The sequence below is a fragment of the Hydrogenophaga palleronii genome (assembly GCF_031457455.1).
GTDB classification, from domain to species: Bacteria; Pseudomonadota; Gammaproteobacteria; order Burkholderiales; family Burkholderiaceae_C; genus Hydrogenophaga; species Hydrogenophaga palleronii_A.
Genome location: NZ_JAVDWU010000009.1, coordinates 171,644 through 187,635, shown reverse-complemented (window position 1 = coordinate 187,635; position 15,992 = coordinate 171,644). Strand labels below are relative to the sequence as shown.

Sequence of the window (15,992 nt, the reverse complement as noted above, 5' to 3'; positions counted from 1 at the left end):
TCAGTAGCCGGGGCGGTTCACTGACCGGGCCACTCTGCACTCTGAGCTGCATCCAACTTCAAGCCTCAAGCAGAGCCCCATGCCGTGCATTGGGTGCGAAAAAAATGCCTCCACGCGGTCAACCGCGCAGTTTCCTGGCAGCGTCCTCAATGCCGGGAGCCATCTCGACGCTGGCCATCACCCCATTGCCCAGGCGTCTTGCAACACCTACGGCATTGATTGCGTTGCAAAGTTCTCTCTGCCGCGCGAGCTGTTCTGGGTCGGGCGCCTTAGCGGTCTCCAGCGGCTGCTTTCCTCTTGCCTTGGAAGTGCCTGCTTTACGAGAGGTGGCGTCCAGCTTCGCCGGGTCGATCGGTTCGGCCATCTTCTCCAGCACCCGGTGAGAGAACGCTTGGCTGATGACAGGCGTCGGGGCGAATATCTTGTTCTGGTTGTACTGATAGTCGGCCCCCAGACTCCGCAGCGCTTTCTGGAATTCCCCGCCCATCACGCCTGGCTGGTGCCTGCTGGCGCGCACCACCGCCTCGTAAGCTCGCCGTCCGCTGGCTGCGTCATAGGATTCTTGGCTCTTCACTCTCTTGCGGCTTGCCGTGAACTCGCCGTCCTGCGCGAACACGGCAGGCCCGAAGCCCCACGGGTCCATCACCACATGACGTTGCGGCTCCTGCTGGTCACGCAGCTCGGCCCACGCGTGATCCGCCACCTTGTGCGTCGCCGAGTGCACCGTCTCGCCGGGCTGCAACTCGCCGGCGTGCAGGTGCGTCGCCAGCACGGCGTGCTCGTTGCAGTTGCCCGCCTGTGCCTGGATCGCGGACACGGCCCTGGCCATGGAGAACGATTCGAGATTGTGCTTTTGCATCGCCAACCCTGTCACGCGGCGCCCCGCCTCGGCGTGCCGTGTGCTCGCTCCGCCGGATGCCTGGATGTCGGGCGCGACATTGCCCCGTCCCAGGCTCAGGAGGCTGCGGGTCTGCTCCACGGTCTCGTTGCACTGGCGCAGCCGCTCCAGGTCAGCGCCTTCGACCGGCCTTGCGTCGACGGCACGCCCCATCGTGTAGCCCAGCAGGCGCTGGTCCGCCGGGGAGATCACGTTCTGCCGTGGCCGTTGCAGACTGTTCAGCTCACGGGCCAGGTCGTCGCTGCGCCTGTTGAGCAAGCTGCCCCATTGCTCGTTGTCCATCGTGATCGAGCGTTGGGGGTGCTCCTGCTGAGCCGGACGCTCCGGCACCGAAGCGCCTTGCTGGCCAAAGCAGCGAAGCAGTGATTTGAGAGGAGAAACCATGGATATGACCTCTGTGCTTGATGTTTCCATCTTCGTGAAACCATCGCCTGCTGCCGCATCGCGATGTTGGCCGTGGCCGCCTGGAGCGCACGGCCGTCGAACGTCTGCACCAACGTGCGCCCGGCTTCGGTCAATCCTTCGTTGGCCCGGGCATCGAGAAACACGAGCAGGTCGTCCACGTTGGCGCCGACTTTGATCGCCGCGTTCTCCACGCTGATGTCCCGTGCAAGCGCGAGCGTACCCAAGGCATTGACAAACGCTTGGTGCCCGATCCGCCCGAACGTCACACCGGGGTCTTCCGGCGGGAACATCTTGGCCATTGCATTCAGCGCAATCCTGACTCTCTTGAACGAGGAACTCCCCTTTTTGCGAACAGATCCAACTCATGCCCCACCGTGCCATCGTGCAGCCGGGCAGCGAGGGGGCCTTGAGCCAGGCGCGGAACGCAGTCAGCGCGCGCAAGATGTTCCCGCTCGTTTGGCGCGGAACGGGAGGATTTGCCGCCTTCAACCCCGCCTGCGCTCGTTCGATGAGCGGCGCATCATCCTCGTGAGGCTCCTGGCTCTTTGCAGGATCAAGGGGTGGAAGTGTCCTCACCTGTGCGCGCATCGCCGACCTGGCCATCCGCCGGATGGCGTCTGCCGAGGCGGGGGCCGCCTGTAGTGCCGCTTGATCAGCCAACGGACGGACCGCCCCTCCGAAGTTCAGCAGCACAGCCGTTCGCGGCACAAGGCTGGTATCGGCTTCGGCCACGCGCGAGCGCTCGCTCGGACCGAGGCGGTTCCCTCCCGCGATCTCCGGCAGCGCAGCACCCGGCGCCTCAGCGCCTGTTGGCGCCCTCCCAGGCTGCTGCCAGCGCGCATTGGCGCCTGGGTTGCCGTAGCGGCTCCAGTCCTGATTCATTTCTCTCCCTTGTGCTCAGCTGACAAGCAATGCCTGATCGCGAACCCAATACTGCAATCTCTCTTTGGGTGCGAAGCGCCGGCAACCACTTGCAATTGATTGAGGCCACCGAGAGCCGCAGATGAACTTTGCAATGTCCTCGATCAGCACCCGAGAGGCAGGCGAAGTGATTCACGATCGAGCGAAAACACCGTTGCAGTCACCAGCGTGCAAGGTTTCCATTCCTTGCAGCGCTCGCTACCATTCTTTCCATGAGAATCAACAGTACAGGGACTGGCATCACGCCAAACGAAATTCAAAACACTGGCTCCACCAGTGGCACCGCAGGCAGCCCCGCGTCCCTGCCCGTCGGTGATCTGCGCCCGCGTGGGTCGACTTCCGACATGCCGCCGCGGCTCAATTTGCTGCCGCTTCCCGCGAGCTCAACATCTCAGGTCAACACCCAACTGAGCGAAGTCACCAGCCTTCTCAACGCGGGTGGCCTGGGCATGCTGCAGCAAAGGGCCAAGGACAGCTTCGAGTCGCTGCCATCGGCGTACCGCAGCCTCGCAACGCAGACCGCACGCCTCGTGGGCGTCATGTCCGACCCCACGCCGAGCGGATCGGCCATGCCGTTTCCAGAGCTGGGGAAACGGCTCGAAGCCGTGACATCCGCTTCAGCACAACTGGTCGAAGCGACGAAGCTGGATCTTGCGAGCGCCCTGCAACTGGAACCCCAGCAGCGCGCGGCCATGCTGGCTCCGCACCTGAACCAGCTCAAAGAAGCCTGCAACGTCACCGCGCAGGCTGTCGCCCAGATGCCCGTGGCCGAGCTTCGTGCCAACAGGGAAGTCGTCAAGGAGCAGTTGACAGCGCTGTCTCGGTCGACCGAGACCGTTCACGAGCAACTCAAGGCTCAGCTGGGCGAAACCGACCCCGCAACGGTTGCGGCCCTTGAGGCCCGTACTGCGGCTTCGGCCGCTTATGGCAAGACCATGCTCCGCATGGCGGCGGCAAACCTGGGCAACATGGCCTTCAACATCACGGTCGGCCCTGTGATCTCTGGCCTCAATCGCCTTTTCGGTGCGAACTCATGAATGCTTCCCATGCAGGCACGATGCCCTACCGGAACGGCGGCAGCTCCATGCCCGATGCGCCGGCAAGGACCCGAATGCAGCGTTCCGTCTTGGGCTTCGCCTGGCACTTGGCGAACATGGTGTGCTGCGGTGAAGTCCCGCAGGAACAGCAGCAAACCCACCAAGGCGTTCCATGGATTTCAGGCTGAGCAACAACCCGGCCACTCAGACCTCAAGCCGAAGCACATCTGGCGGGCCGGACGCTGCAGCACCCGTCGGACAGCTTCCCTCTGCCCCCTCGTTTGATCAGCAGTGGCCGCAAGGCCTGCCCCCTGACCGACGCGAAAGGACGAGCGCCGCGCCCGAGGCTGGCATGCGACGCCGGACAGCAGCGCTGGGCGACCCGCACACGGGTGCGGCCAGGGACAGAGCATCCGCAAGCAGCATGCCTCCCCCGTCTCCCGTGATGGCGCACGAAACGCACAAACCGCTGTACTCCCCCACCGAATTCAGCGGTTTCGAAGGAATGAACAGGATCGTCGGCGCAATGTACGACGACCCCGTCTCTGCCTACGCTCAGGCGCCGAACGTCAAGTGGGGGATGCGTGCCGAGCCCATGGTTCGCTGCAGCGACGGGGGCGTTCGGCGCTTCCCGCCCGCCGAAGACTCCAGCCAGAACTACCGGAATCAGGTCAACCAGGGCCTCATCTACGACGTTCCCGCCGAGTACGTGACCAGGCACATCGGCGGGATCAAGCTGTCCGGCGATGGAAGGCATGCGGGGTTCGAGGTGAACGGCCATGCCGTCAGTCCAGTGCAGATCGGTGACGCCTTCAAGGGATACCCGATGCCCAATGGGCGGGTACTCGTCCCGCAACCCGGCTTTCGCGACTGCACCAGTGCCTGCGAGCTGATGATGCTGCTCGATCAAGGGCACCTGGATCTGGGGAATGCCCGCACCTACCAGCCAACGTCACAACCCGGGCGGCGACGCGAAATGTCGGACATCATGGATTCCCTGCAATACGAGACCGGGCGGACGCCCGTGCTGGTAGCGCATCGCATGAACTACAAGAAGGGCCTTCTGGGAACGGCCCATCCCAGCCGGAAACAGGCGTGGCGCGACCTGGGGAAAAAGATTGAGGAAATGGGGCCCTGCATCCTCAGCAAGGGCAGCCACGTTGTGATGCTGGACAACGTGAGGGAATCCAGCGGCAAGATGCATCTGACCATCCGGGAGCCGTTTCATGGAACCAGCCTCGAGTTTCGCGACACGGGCAAGTTCTTTGCCAACCTGTCAGGGACCGGGAACGACGTGCATGTCGAGGCCATCTTCCTGAAGCCTCCCGGACGATGACGTCCACGAGTGCGCGATCCTCGTCGGTCAAATGCCATTTCGCCTGGCGCATGGCAATACATCGAAGCATCGAAGCGTGATGAGCTGAGCGCATCATGTCCGTTACTTTTGTGTCAACCGGCCCACCGCCCGCCCCGCGTTTTTGCGATGTAGGCCCACCAGCACAGCGATCGCCAACGCCGGCGGCGGCAGAAACAACCAAGCAAGGACGATCACGAACTCAAAGCCGATCACCGGGAGGCCTCTGTGTGCGTTAACGAGGCTGTAAAAAACCTGTTCTCCGCAGACTCTTGATTACGTGGGAAGCTCCTGCAAAGGAGCTAGGGCCTGTTCACACTATTTTTCCAAGTGCGAACCCATTCCCTTCGGGTTGCGGCCAAAAAGGCCATGCGCGGCGTTGCGAAGCCTTGCCGGGGGCGACCCCGGCTGCGTTTCGCGCCTTGCGCATGACCTTTTTGATCCGCAACGCATCTTGGAAAAATAGTGTGAACAGGCCCTAGGCATCATCGCTCGACATCGTAGTAAAAGCCATCTGCTGCGGAACGACTGTTGCCCTTCACCAGATCCCGCACCAATCGAGGATTTCGAACGAGATACCAATCGCCGAACTTGTCGAATTTGCGGCAGGACGTAACTATCCCGTCCTTCCAGATCGTGCCATAGCGCAGGCCAAGTGTCTGACCATGACGTTTGAGCCGGACGCCGAAGTCCAGGTCTTCGGCGCTCAACAATGTCTCGTCGAAGCCGCCAATGGCGTCAAACGTGGGCCGCTCAAACCAGAACATGCCGGCAGAGACGCCGCGACGCACGACGTAGGGGGCAACAACTGCGAGGCTACAAACAATGCCAAGTGAGAGGCGTTCAGGTGTGATGGCACTACCGCCGCCAATGAACTTGCCCCTGCGCAAGTTTCGAACAACTGCTGCGACAGTGCCTGGTCTTGCTTGACTGTCGGCATCGATAGTCACCACATACGGCGCGCTCGTGGCGCGCACGGCAGCGTTGCGTACGGCGGCGATGCACTTCTTGTCTTCATTCACACATCGGGCGCCAAGTTGCTGCGCAATCGCTTGCGTCCTGTCGGTACATCTGTTCAGCGCAACCACTATCTCAATCGGGATAGAAGCCAGGGCAGCCGACTCTTGCAAGCTGCGGATGCAGGCGCCAATGTAGGCGGCCTCGTTGTGAGCTGGGATAGCGACCGCGACTGTCGGTGCCATGATGCCATTGAGTTGAGAGGCGTGACCCAGCTTGCCGGGGCACGCCCTCTCGATTGAAGGGTTGGGCGTCATGTAGCAGATGCCTCTACGAAGGCGGCGACCAGCGGCACCGATTGGCCCTTCAAAGCAACACGCTCTGGTTGGAACAGCGTAGCAACGAAGAACGGATGACCATCCAGTTCGACCGCACGCACTTCCCTCGTTTCGTCGTCGGCTGTGGCGCGTAGAGGACCAGCGACGAGAGCAGCCTGGAACTCGGGGTTTAGCCCGTAGCGGCACCGATACCCCTCAGTTGTTTCGCTGACCCCATAGGCCAACGCGATTCGAGTGCCAGGGAATAGCCGAACGGAGCCTGTGGCTTCGACGAGCGCGCACTCAAGCTGTGAAATGACAGCACGGGCAGCATCCGGTGCCGTTTCGGCGTGCTCTGCATCGGCCCAATCAAGGACGTTCCGTGCGTACTCAATCACAGCGTGCTGAAACCCGCCGCAAGTACCGAGGAACGGAACGCTGCTCTCGCGGACGTGGCGTATGGCGAGCAGCGCGCCCTCCATGCTGCGATATGGGCTGGCTGGCACGCACCACAAGCCATCGAAGCGAGAGATGCGCGAGACGGAAGTAATCTCGTCAGTGGGGACCCATTCGAATGCGACCTCAATTTTCAACTCCTCTGCTGAACGCTGCAGGGCAAGCGGGATGGCTTGGTGTGCTGGAACAGACTGGTTGTAGTCGCCAATCAGGCCAACCGTAACGTTCGTTCGCATAGATCCTACCTTCGTAAAGACGCCCAACAAGGCTGTAAAAGAACCTGTTCTCCGCAGACGCATGCCATGCCTTGTGCATGACGCAGCATCAATAACAGGTTGTGAATGTTCATCTTCGCAGTTTGCCGAAATTTCGGCGTCTCGCCTTACCGCCTGCAAGGCAAGACCGGCAAGAACAACGCCAACGACGCCGCTGCCACCAACGATGCCGCTGGCCGACTAACCTTTGCGGCGCCGATGGCGGCGAAACCACGGGATCGGAATGGGACCTCACCGAGCGGTTCGTATCTGGGTCCGCACCATTGAACAACCGGTGCAACAAGACCGTCTGTAGATGTGCAGTCTGTTCCTCGTTTCACGCATCGCCGCTTCACGCCACAGCCAGAAATACCGTCACCGAGGAATGCCTATCGCCTGCGCTTCTTGACTACGTTGGAAGTCCCTGTAAAGGGTTAGGCCTAACGCTCCGGCAGGGAGTTGAGCTTGCCTGACTGCGTGTGTTCTCCGCTTGGCTGGCCACGAAGGAAGGGCCGCTTGTCGCGGCTCCAACAGAGAGTCTTGAGGAATCTTGCAGACGCTTCACGTTCTTGGCTCTCCGGTCAGCCAGCTCAGCTTTCGGCTCGCGCCGTCAGATAGCGGCCTCACACCAACCTGAAGATCAGGACGGTAGGGTTTGACAGCTAGGAACAGTGCGCCAACCGTGAGGCAGAAGACGGCCACTACTGCGAACTCGGCGGAAGCGTTGCCACCAATGGAAGACACGTTTTGTGCCGTCTCGGGGTGCCGCAAGAACAGCACCGCGTTAACGGTGAAGGCTGCGCCGACACCAACGTTCATGACCCCGAACAGGCGTGCGAGCACGTTGACAATGCGCCAGTGGGTAGCGGGTGTGTACACGCAACGACTCCTCAGCTATGGCCTAACGCAAAGATGACCGGACCACCAACATGAGCGGCGAAGCCGCCTCCTGCTGTTGGGGGTCCGCGTCGACAGACATGTTATGTCGCGCGCTCATTCTTCGACCCCGAGCATCTTAAGTTCCTCCGCCAACTGCTCGCTGCCGGCTGTCCCGGCTTCGAGCGCGAGTCCCAAGGCAGTTTCTCCCGCATTGGCCTTGAGATTGAAGTCGGCCCCCGCTTCGGCCAGACGCCGAAGCATCTGAACCCGAGGGCCTCCGGTCGCGGCCATGTCGGCCAACCAGTGCACCGCCGTGTAGCCTCGATAGCTGTCCCGAGCGTTCGGGTCGGCTCCCGCGTCGAGCGAGCGACATAGCTCATTCATGTCGCCACAGTAGGTCGAAAAGTGAAGTGGCGTCATGCCGCCATTGCCGATTGCCGGGCGAAAGAGAGTTGGTTTTTCGTCAGCGCTCATGTTCATTTAAGCGATATAACGTTTGAATTCAGCGGCCGCCGCAGGCGGTCCGCTGGAATGCCGGCTGGCGGCCCTACTGTATGGCAGTGGATTGAGGCTTCGTGAAACCTTGGGCTTGCGTGTCAAGGACATGGATTTCGACCGCCACGCGATCGTGGTGCGCAGTGGGAAGGGTGACAAGGATCGGGTGGTGATGCTGCCCAAGGCGCTGTTGCCTCAGCTACAGGCGCAGTTGGCGCATGCGCGGGCCGTCTGGGGACAGGATCGAGCCAGCGGGCGCAGTGGTGTTTTCCTTCCTCATGCACTGGAGCGCAAGTACCCTCGCGCAGGTGAAAGCTGGGCCTGGTTCTGGGTGTTTCCGTCTCCCAAGCTGTCGGCCGATCCGCAAACCCACGTGGAGCGCCGTCACCACCTTTTCGAGGATCGGCTGAACCGGCAGCTCAAAAAGGCGGTGGCTCAGGCGGGCATCGCCAAGCACGTTTCTGTCCATACCTTGCGCCACTCTTTCGCCACGCAGCTGCTGCAGGCAGGCACAGACATTCGAACCGCGCAGGAGCTGCTGGGGCACTCAGATGTTTCCACAACCATGATTTACACACACGTGTTGAAGGTTGCTGCAGGTGGCACGCTCAGCCCGCTGGATGCAATGGCGCTTGGGTGCTGATTGACGACATCCCGGTACATGGGACAGGTCCCACCCTCTCGGGGGGCTGCGACCCGTGAAATGGCGGAGCGTGGGGGCCGCGGAGACTGCCGCCGGGCCGCCCCAAGGCAGGCTCAGCCCCCTCGGGGGGCAGCGACCCGCGCAGCGGTGGAGCGTGGGGGCCTTATTTCTCCGGCCACATCACCCCGGTATCCGCCAGAATCGCGTCCAGCGGCATGTCGTGCGCCTCAGGCTGCAGATAGGGCAGATAGCCAAAGTCATACCCCAGGCCCACGGTAAAAGGCTTGGGCTGCAGGCTGGCCAGGGTGCGGTCGTAGAAGCCGCCGCCATAGCCCAGCCGGAACCCGCCGGGCCCGTAGCCCACGCAGGGCACGAAGATCAGGGTGGGCACGACGATCTCTGTGTCTTTGGGTTTGGGAATGCCGTAGGCGTCTTCCTCCATCGGGCAGCCGGGGTACCAAGTGTAGAAGGTCAGGGTCTTGTCCACCTTGTTGACCACGGGCAGGCTGATGCGCCGGTGGCGCTGTGCGCCCTGCGCGTCTTCTTCCAGGCCCGCCTCCTGCCAGCGAAACAGGGCCGGCAACGGGTCAAACTCGCCCTTGATGGGCCAGTAGGCCCCGATGACCGAGTCGCTGCGCTCGATCAGCCAGACCCGCATGACCCGCTGCAGCAGGTCGTTGCGCCAGGCGCTGTCGGCCAGCTTCTGGCGCTTGTCCACCAATTGTTTGCGCCAGACTGCCTTGCGTTCGGCGGCCGTCTGTCCGGCAGGGTCGGCCGAACCACTGCTTGGGGAACTCTCGCGATCGTTGGTGTCCATAATCAGCACATGAATCTGGTGAACTTCAGGCGGGGTCTTTGGGCCATTATGGCTGTGCTGTGCGTGCAGGGCGCAGCATGGGCGCAAGGCCCGGTAGACGCGACCGTGCTGGAAATGCGCGAGGCCTTCCGGCGCAACAACACCGCCACCCTCAGTGCCCTGCTGCCATCGGTGCGCGGGCATGTGCTGGAGCCCCTGGCGAGCTACTGGGAAATGAAGGCCCGGCTGGAAACCGCCAGCCCTGCGGAAATACGTGCCGCGCTGCGGCGCCACCCGGGCACCTACTGGGAAGACCGCTTGCGCAACGACTGGTTGCTGCAACTGGCCAAACAGCGCGACTGGGCCAATTTTTCAGCCGAGCTGCCGGCGTTCCGCATGAACGACGATCGGCAGATCCAGTGCTATGCGCTGATGCTCGATGCCGCCGCCAATCGCATCCCGGCCGATGAAGCCGCCTTGCAGGTGCAGGCCCTGTGGCACGCCCAACGCGATGCGGACGACGGTTGTGCCACGGCAGCCCAGGCTTTTCTGAGCAGTGGTCATCTCGATCAGCAGGCGGTGTGGCAGCGCGCTCGCCTCGCCATGGACGCCAACCGGCCCGCTGCCGTGGCGCAGGCGGTGGCCATGCTGGACCCGCAATGGGTGCCCCTGGTGGATGAGGTGGCCAAGAACCCGGCGCAATTCCTGGACGAGAAGCTCACGGCCATTCGCACGCGCACCAAGGAAATGGTGGTCCTGGCGACCATTCGCCTGGCTTTCAACGACCCGGCGGCCGCAGCTGAGGAAATGAACCGCAAGCGCTGGGTCGCGCAGCTCACACAGGAAGAGCGCAGCTGGGTCTGGGGTGTGATCGGCAAGCGCTCGGCCCAGAATCTCCAGGACGCAGCACTCGGCTATTTTGTCCACGGGCAAGACGCGTTCATGACCGACGACCACCTGGCCTGGAAGGCCCGCGCCGGCATGCGGGCGGGTGCCTGGGGCCATGTGCGCGATGCCATTGCCCACATGAGTGAGGCCCAGGCCAACGAACCCACCTGGATCTACTGGCGCGCGCGCGCCATGCAGGCCCTGCGCGAGCCCGACGCAATCGCAGCCACCGTGCAGGCCCGCGCCCTCTACGACAGCATCGCCTCGCCCAACGGCTTCTACGAGCAACTGGCACTGGAAGAACTGGGCCACCCCATCACCCCGCCCGCACCACCGGCTCCCCTGACGCCGCAGGAACGAGAAGCTGCCGCCAGCCACCCGGGTTTGCAGCGGGCGCTGGCGGCCATACAGCTGGGTCTGCGTGGCGAGGGCGTGCGCGAATGGAACTACACCGTGGCCCTGCACACCCCGGGCGGCATGCCCGAACGCGAACTGCTGGCCTCCGCCGACCTGGCCTGCCGCCAGGCGCTGTGGGACCGCTGCATCAACACCAGCTTGCGCACCAGTGTGGTCTTTGATCACGCCCAGCGTTTCCCCATGCCGCACCAGGCCGAAGTCGTTCGCCGCTCCAACGAGATCGGGCTCGACCCGGCATATGTGTACGGCCTGATCCGCCAGGAAAGCCGCTTTGTCACCGATGCACGCTCGCACGTGGGTGCCTCGGGCCTGATGCAGGTAATGCCGGCCACCGCGCGCTGGACCGCCAGAAAGATCGGCCTGACCAACTTCCGCCCGCACCAGATCACCGAGCGCGACACGAACATCCTGATCGGCACGGCCTACCTGAAGCTCGCCCTGGAAGACTTCGAAGGCTCGCTGCCCTTGGCTGCGGCCGCCTACAACGCCGGCCCCGGCCGACCACGCGTCTGGCGCAACGGCCCCGCGCTGCCCGGTGAAATCTGGGCTGAAAACATTCCGTTCGAAGAAACGCGCGACTACGTGAAGCAGGTGCTGGCCAACACCACCAATTACGCCGCCCTGATCAGCGGGCAACCCCAGTCGCTGCGCGCCCGGCTGGGTGTGGTTGGCCCGCGCGAAGCCACCGCGCAAGCCGAGAATCGCGACCTGCCTTGAAGGCCCGAGCGTCCTGCGCTCGCGCCCACCCTTTTGTCCCACTTACCGTTCGCATTCGCTCCCAACACGCCCTTATGTCCCAAACCCCCAACATCCTCGTTCTCGGTGGCACCGGCTTTGTGGGCCGCCAGGTTTGCGAACAGCTGCACCGGCTGGGCTGGCGCATCACGGTGCCCACACGCCGCGCCATCAACGCTGCGCCGGTTCAACACCTGCCGCGCCTCACGGTGCTGGAAGCCGATGTGCACGACCCCGCGCAGCTCACCCAATTGCTGGCCGGGCACGACGCGGTGGTGAACCTGGTGGCGATCCTGCATGGCAATGAGGCCGCCTTCGATCGGGTGCATGTGGCGCTGCCCAAGACCCTGGTGCGCGCCTGCAGCGACGCGGGCGTGAAGCGCGTGGTGCACGTCAGCGCCCTGGGGGTGAGTCTGGACGGGCCGTCGCGCTACCAGCGCAGCAAGGCGCGAGGTGAAGAAGTGCTGCGCAACGGCGGGCTTGACCTGAGCATCCTGCGTCCGAGCGTGATCTTTGGTGCCGGTGATCGTTTCCTGAACCTGTTTGCGCGGCTGCAATCGATTTTTCCCGTGCTGCCACTGGCCGGCGCTGATGCAAGATTTCAACCGGTCTGGGTGCAGGACGTGGCTGCGGCCGTGGTCGCTTGCCTGAGGGACCAGGGCTTGCCCATGTCGAGCGTGGGCCAGACCTTCGAATGCGCCGGCCCCGACGTGCTCACCCTGGCCGAGCTGGTGCGCCTGGCCGGGCGGCACGGCAGCCGCGAACGCCCGATCCTGCCGCTGCCCATGGTGCTGGGCAAGCTGCAGGCCCTGGTGATGGAACTCGCACCCGGCGAGCCCCTGATGAGCCGCGACAACCTCGCCGCCATGACGGTGGACAACGTCGCCAGCGGCCAGTGGCCGGGCCTGTCGTCCTTGGGCATCGAGCCCACCAGCGTGCACGCCGTCGCCCCCGCCTACCTCGGCACGCGCGGTGGCCGCAGCCGCCTCACCGAATACCGGCAGAACGTCCGGCCCTGAATCGGCATCTCCGACAATCAGACCGCTGAATCAATCGGTGGTTTTTTTGGCATCAATGCAGGGCCTGCGCGGCACTAACATGGCGTTCCGTTTACCAACCAAGCCCCATCGCTAGAACCAACGCTGTCAAGGGGCACCGAGGATCCGGCTTTGCCGGTCCCAGGTGCCGCCCCCCTCCCGCCGAAGGCGAGAGAGGGGGGAGACGCGAAGCGGCGCGGGGGGTGCACTCTCATCATGCAGCTCTACATCGGCAACAAAAACTATTCGTCCTGGTCCATGCGCCCCTGGGTGCTAATGAAGCAGGCTGGTATACCGTTCGAAGAAGTCATGGTGCGCTTCGACTCGTTCGAGGCGGATTCGACCTTCAAAAAAGCACTGAAGGGCGTCAACCCGGTGGGCAAGGTGCCGGTGCTCATGGACGACGGCTTCGCCGTCTGGGACACACTGGCGATTGCCGAGTACCTGGCCGAGCGCCATCCCGAAAAACGGCTCTGGCCGGCGGACCCGAAAGCGCGCGCTCGGGCGCGCAGCGTTTGCGCCGAGATGCACAGCGGTTTTGGCGCGCTGCGCAGCCACTGCCCCATGAACATTGAAGCGTCCCTGCCCGACACGGGAAAACTGATCTGGCGCGACCAGGCCGGTGTGCGTGCCGACATGGCGCGCCTGAGCGGACTATGGAGTGAGCTGCTGGCCGCTCAGCCTGAAGGCGCCCTGCTGTTTGGCGACTTCAGCATTGCCGATGCGTACTTTGCGCCGGTGTGCATGCGCATCAAGACCTATGAGTTGCCCCTGCCGGCCGATCTGGCCGCGTATGTGGAGCGGGTGTGTGCGCTGCCAGGAGTGAAGGCCTGGATCGATGATGCACTGGCCGAGCACGATTTCCTGGACTTCGAAGAGCCCTACCGCCTGGGGCGTTGAGCGGCCTTTCGCGTCAGACAGTATGACCATGGACATCACCGTTCACACCGTCAACGCCTTCGTCGATGACCAGACAGGCTTCGCCATCGGGGGCAATCCCGCCGGGGTCGTGCTGGATGCCGACGATCTCACTGCGCATCAGCGCCAGGCGCTCGCCGCGCGCCTGGGGTTGTCAGAAACCGTTTTCGTTGGTTCGTCGGCGAGCGCCTCGCGCCGGCTGGAATTCTTCACACCGACCCAGCAGATCGCCCATTGCGGCCACGCCACCATCGCTGCCTTCTGGCTGATGCAGCATCTGGGGCAGTTGCGCGACGGGATGCACAGCAAGGAAACCATCGACGGCAATCGCGCCATCCTCATCGAAGGAACACGCATTGCCATGGAACAAAGCGCGCCCACCTACACCGAGCTGGCATCCGGCGATCACCTGCAACAGGTGCTGGACGCACTTCAACTCAAGGCCGACGACCTGATGGAAGGGCCGCCGCCTGCGGTGGTGCACACGGGCAACGCCTTCCTGGTGGTGGGCGTGCGCAGCCGCGAGTGCCTGGCCGCCATCCAACCCCAGCTGGATCAAATCGAACGGCTCAGCCACACCCATGACCTGATCGGTTTTTACGCGTTCTGTCTGCAGACCGACATCCCGGGTCGCCACGCCGCCGCGCGCATGTTCGCACCACGCTATGGCATCAACGAGGAAGCGGCCACCGGCATGGCCGCCGGCCCGTTGGCCTGCTGGCTACACGACCGGCTGGGCGTGGAACGATCCCACTTCGTGCTGGAACAGGGCCGCCTGATGCCAGGCCCGTCCCCCAGCCTGATCGATGTTTCACTGGACATCGGCGCGTCGGGCATTGAGCGCCTTTGGGCCGGCGGCACCGCGCGCCTGACCCACACCCAACAACTCTCCTTGTCTTCCTGAAGAGTCTCCCCCCGGTTGCCCAAGAAGTGCCCGAGCCACGCCATGATCACCTGCTATCTGCGCTACGTCATCGACCCCGCCAAGCTCAAGGAATTCGAGCACTACGGCAAGCTCTGGATTCCGCTCGTTGAAAAGTTCGGCGGGCAGCACCATGGCTACTTCCTGCCGTCGGAGGGTGCAAACAACATCGCCCTGGCCCTGTTCAGCTTCCCCAGCCTGGCCCACTACGAAAGCTACCGCTCGCAGTCATTCAGCGACCCGGACTGCCAGGCCGCATTCCGCTACGCAGAGGAAACGCGCTGTATCCTCAGCTACGAACGCAGCTTCTTCAGACCCGTGTTCGCCTGAACACCCCAGGCGCCGGCCTGCGCCTCTACACTTGGCGCCATGGAGATCTACCTTGTGGGCGGGGCGGTGCGCGATGCCCTCATGAGCCCACGCACCACCGCGTCCGAGCCGTCTCACGTTGACCGCGACTGGGTCGTGGTCGACGCCACGCCCGAAGCCATGGTGCAACAGGGCTTTTTGCCCGTGGGCCGCGATTTTCCGGTGTTTCTGCATCCACAAACGCGCGAGGAGTATGCGCTGGCCCGCACCGAGCGCAAGACCGCCCCGGGCTATCATGGCTTTGCCTTCCACGCAGCACCGGGCGTTACCCTTGAAGACGACCTGGCCCGCCGCGACCTGACCATCAATGCCATGGCCGTGGCAGAGGCCGACGCAGACAGGCCTGTAAGCGCAACGATCATCGACCCTTTCGGTGGGCAGAACGACTTGCGCGACCGCGTGCTGCGCCACGTGACGACCGCCTTCGGCGAAGACCCGGTACGCATCCTGCGGCTGGCCAGGTTCGCTGCGCGGTTTCCCGATTTCACGGTGGCCCCCGAAACCATGGCCCTGATGCGTCAGATGGTGGACCACGGCGAGGTGGACCACCTGGTGGCGGAGCGGGTCTGGCAGGAACTCTCGCGCGGCTTGATGGAGCAGCGGCCCAGCCGCATGTTCGAGGTGCTGCGCGAATGCGGCGCCCTGCAGCGCCTGTTGCCCGAGGTGGCTCGCCTCTGGGGCGTGCCGCAACGCGCCGACTACCACCCGGAGGTCGACACCGGCGTGCACCTGATGATGGTGCTCGACATGAGCGCGCGCCTGGGCGCCAACTTGCCCACCCGTTTCGCCTGCCTGTGTCACGACCTGGGCAAAGGCACCACCCCGGCCGATGTGCTGCCACGCCACATAGGCCATGAGGAACGCAGCGCCCATCTGCTCAAGGACCTGAGCGAGCGCCTGCGGGTACCGGTGGAATGCCGGGAACTGGCCGACGTGGTCGCGCGCGAACACGGCCACATCCACCGCAGTCTGGACTTCCATGCGGCCGCGCTGGTGCGGCTGCTGGAGCGTTGTGACGCTTTCCGCAAACACACCCGATTCGCCGACGTGCTGCTGGCCTGCGAGTGTGACGCGCGCGGCCGACTCGGCCACGAGGACAAGCCCTACCCCCAGCGCGACCACCTTCAGCATGCGCTGGACGTGACCCGCGCGGTCTCCACGGCGAGCGTGGCGGCACAGGCCATGGCCGCAGGCGCGACCGGTGCCGACGTGGGCCTGCGCATCCACCAGGCGCGCGTGGAAGCCTTGGCCGCGCGCATGCAGGCCCAGGCGCCAATGCCTCCCACCTACTGAA

The 15,992-nt window shown here is 63.8% G+C and carries 17 protein-coding genes; 10 read left to right on the top strand and 7 right to left on the bottom strand.

What is annotated here, in order from left to right:
- Positions 1-118: 118 nt before the first annotated feature.
- Together J2W49_RS19665 and J2W49_RS19660 are read right to left on the bottom strand one after the other, a co-directional pair.
- Positions 119-1,180 carry a hypothetical protein gene (locus J2W49_RS19665; RefSeq protein ID WP_310320288.1) on the bottom strand — a complete coding sequence of 354 codons (1,062 nt, stop codon included), beginning with the start codon at positions 1,178-1,180 and terminating at the stop codon, positions 119-121.
- The gene (locus J2W49_RS19660) at positions 1,117-1,602 is read right to left on the bottom strand and encodes a hypothetical protein (RefSeq protein ID WP_310320287.1); all 486 of its coding nucleotides are present in this window, start codon (positions 1,600-1,602) and stop codon (positions 1,117-1,119) included. The genes J2W49_RS19665 and J2W49_RS19660 overlap by 64 nt, the downstream gene beginning before the upstream one ends.
- A gap of 834 nt (positions 1,603-2,436) precedes the next feature.
- Between J2W49_RS19660 and J2W49_RS19655 the strand changes: the two genes are divergently transcribed.
- Together J2W49_RS19655 and J2W49_RS19650 are read left to right on the top strand one after the other, a co-directional pair.
- The gene (locus tag J2W49_RS19655; protein WP_310320286.1) at positions 2,437-3,261 is read left to right on the top strand and encodes a hypothetical protein; all 825 of its coding nucleotides are present in this window, start codon (positions 2,437-2,439) and stop codon (positions 3,259-3,261) included.
- Positions 3,262-3,706: 445 nt separating this feature from the next.
- A complete protein-coding gene (locus J2W49_RS19650; RefSeq protein WP_310320285.1) occupies positions 3,707-4,597 on the top strand; it encodes a hypothetical protein in 891 nt (296 codons plus the stop codon).
- Positions 4,598-5,100: 503 nt separating this feature from the next.
- On the opposite strand, the gene J2W49_RS19645 is transcribed toward J2W49_RS19650, so the two are convergent.
- Positions 5,101-5,817, bottom strand: a complete 717-nt coding sequence (locus J2W49_RS19645) for a glycosyltransferase family 2 protein (protein WP_310320283.1) — start codon at positions 5,815-5,817, stop codon at positions 5,101-5,103.
- 68 nt (positions 5,818-5,885) lie between these two features.
- On the bottom strand, positions 5,886-6,581 hold the full coding sequence (locus J2W49_RS19640; RefSeq protein WP_310320281.1) for a CTP synthase C-terminal region-related (seleno)protein: 696 nt from the start codon (positions 6,579-6,581) through the stop codon (positions 5,886-5,888).
- Positions 6,582-6,686: 105 nt separating this feature from the next.
- On the opposite strand from J2W49_RS19640, the gene J2W49_RS19635 reads away from it, so the two are divergent.
- On the top strand, positions 6,687-6,887 hold the full coding sequence (locus J2W49_RS19635) for a hypothetical protein (protein ID WP_310320279.1): 201 nt from the start codon (positions 6,687-6,689) through the stop codon (positions 6,885-6,887).
- Positions 6,888-7,160: 273 nt separating this feature from the next.
- Here J2W49_RS19635 and J2W49_RS19630 read toward each other — a convergent pair whose 3' ends face one another.
- Both J2W49_RS19630 and J2W49_RS19625 read right to left on the bottom strand, forming a co-directional pair.
- Positions 7,161-7,478 (bottom strand): hypothetical protein, encoded by a 318-nt coding sequence (locus J2W49_RS19630; protein ID WP_310320277.1) that lies wholly within the window; start codon positions 7,476-7,478, stop codon positions 7,161-7,163.
- Positions 7,479-7,592: 114 nt separating this feature from the next.
- Positions 7,593-7,952, bottom strand: a complete 360-nt coding sequence (locus J2W49_RS19625) for a hypothetical protein (protein ID WP_310320274.1) — start codon at positions 7,950-7,952, stop codon at positions 7,593-7,595.
- Between the two features lie 22 nt (positions 7,953-7,974).
- On the opposite strand from J2W49_RS19625, the gene J2W49_RS19620 reads away from it, so the two are divergent.
- Positions 7,975-8,616 (top strand): integron integrase, encoded by a 642-nt coding sequence (locus tag J2W49_RS19620; protein WP_473092262.1) that lies wholly within the window; start codon positions 7,975-7,977, stop codon positions 8,614-8,616.
- Positions 8,617-8,779: 163 nt separating this feature from the next.
- On the opposite strand, the gene J2W49_RS19615 is transcribed toward J2W49_RS19620, so the two are convergent.
- Positions 8,780-9,433: a 5-formyltetrahydrofolate cyclo-ligase gene (locus J2W49_RS19615; protein WP_310320272.1), complete on the bottom strand. Its 654-nt coding sequence runs from the start codon at positions 9,431-9,433 to the stop codon at positions 8,780-8,782.
- Between the two features lie 9 nt (positions 9,434-9,442).
- Here J2W49_RS19615 and J2W49_RS19610 point away from each other — a divergent pair, with 9 nt between their 5' ends.
- From J2W49_RS19610 to J2W49_RS19585, 6 genes are all read left to right on the top strand, one after another.
- Positions 9,443-11,434 (top strand): lytic transglycosylase domain-containing protein, encoded by a 1,992-nt coding sequence (locus J2W49_RS19610; RefSeq protein WP_310320270.1) that lies wholly within the window; start codon positions 9,443-9,445, stop codon positions 11,432-11,434.
- Between the two features lie 74 nt (positions 11,435-11,508).
- Positions 11,509-12,471 (top strand): complex I NDUFA9 subunit family protein, encoded by a 963-nt coding sequence (locus tag J2W49_RS19605; protein WP_310320268.1) that lies wholly within the window; start codon positions 11,509-11,511, stop codon positions 12,469-12,471.
- A 231-nt stretch (positions 12,472-12,702) separates the two neighbouring features.
- Entirely contained in the window at positions 12,703-13,389 is a 687-nt protein-coding gene (locus J2W49_RS19600; RefSeq protein WP_310320426.1) for a glutathione S-transferase family protein, read from the top strand.
- Between the two features lie 28 nt (positions 13,390-13,417).
- A complete protein-coding gene (locus tag J2W49_RS19595) occupies positions 13,418-14,311 on the top strand; it encodes a PhzF family phenazine biosynthesis protein (protein WP_310320266.1) in 894 nt (297 codons plus the stop codon).
- A gap of 42 nt (positions 14,312-14,353) precedes the next feature.
- A complete protein-coding gene (locus J2W49_RS19590) occupies positions 14,354-14,659 on the top strand; it encodes an NIPSNAP family protein (protein WP_310320265.1) in 306 nt (101 codons plus the stop codon).
- A gap of 39 nt (positions 14,660-14,698) precedes the next feature.
- Positions 14,699-15,991: a multifunctional CCA addition/repair protein gene (locus J2W49_RS19585; RefSeq protein ID WP_310320263.1), complete on the top strand. Its 1,293-nt coding sequence runs from the start codon at positions 14,699-14,701 to the stop codon at positions 15,989-15,991.
- The last annotated feature ends 1 nt before the right edge of the window (position 15,992 follow it).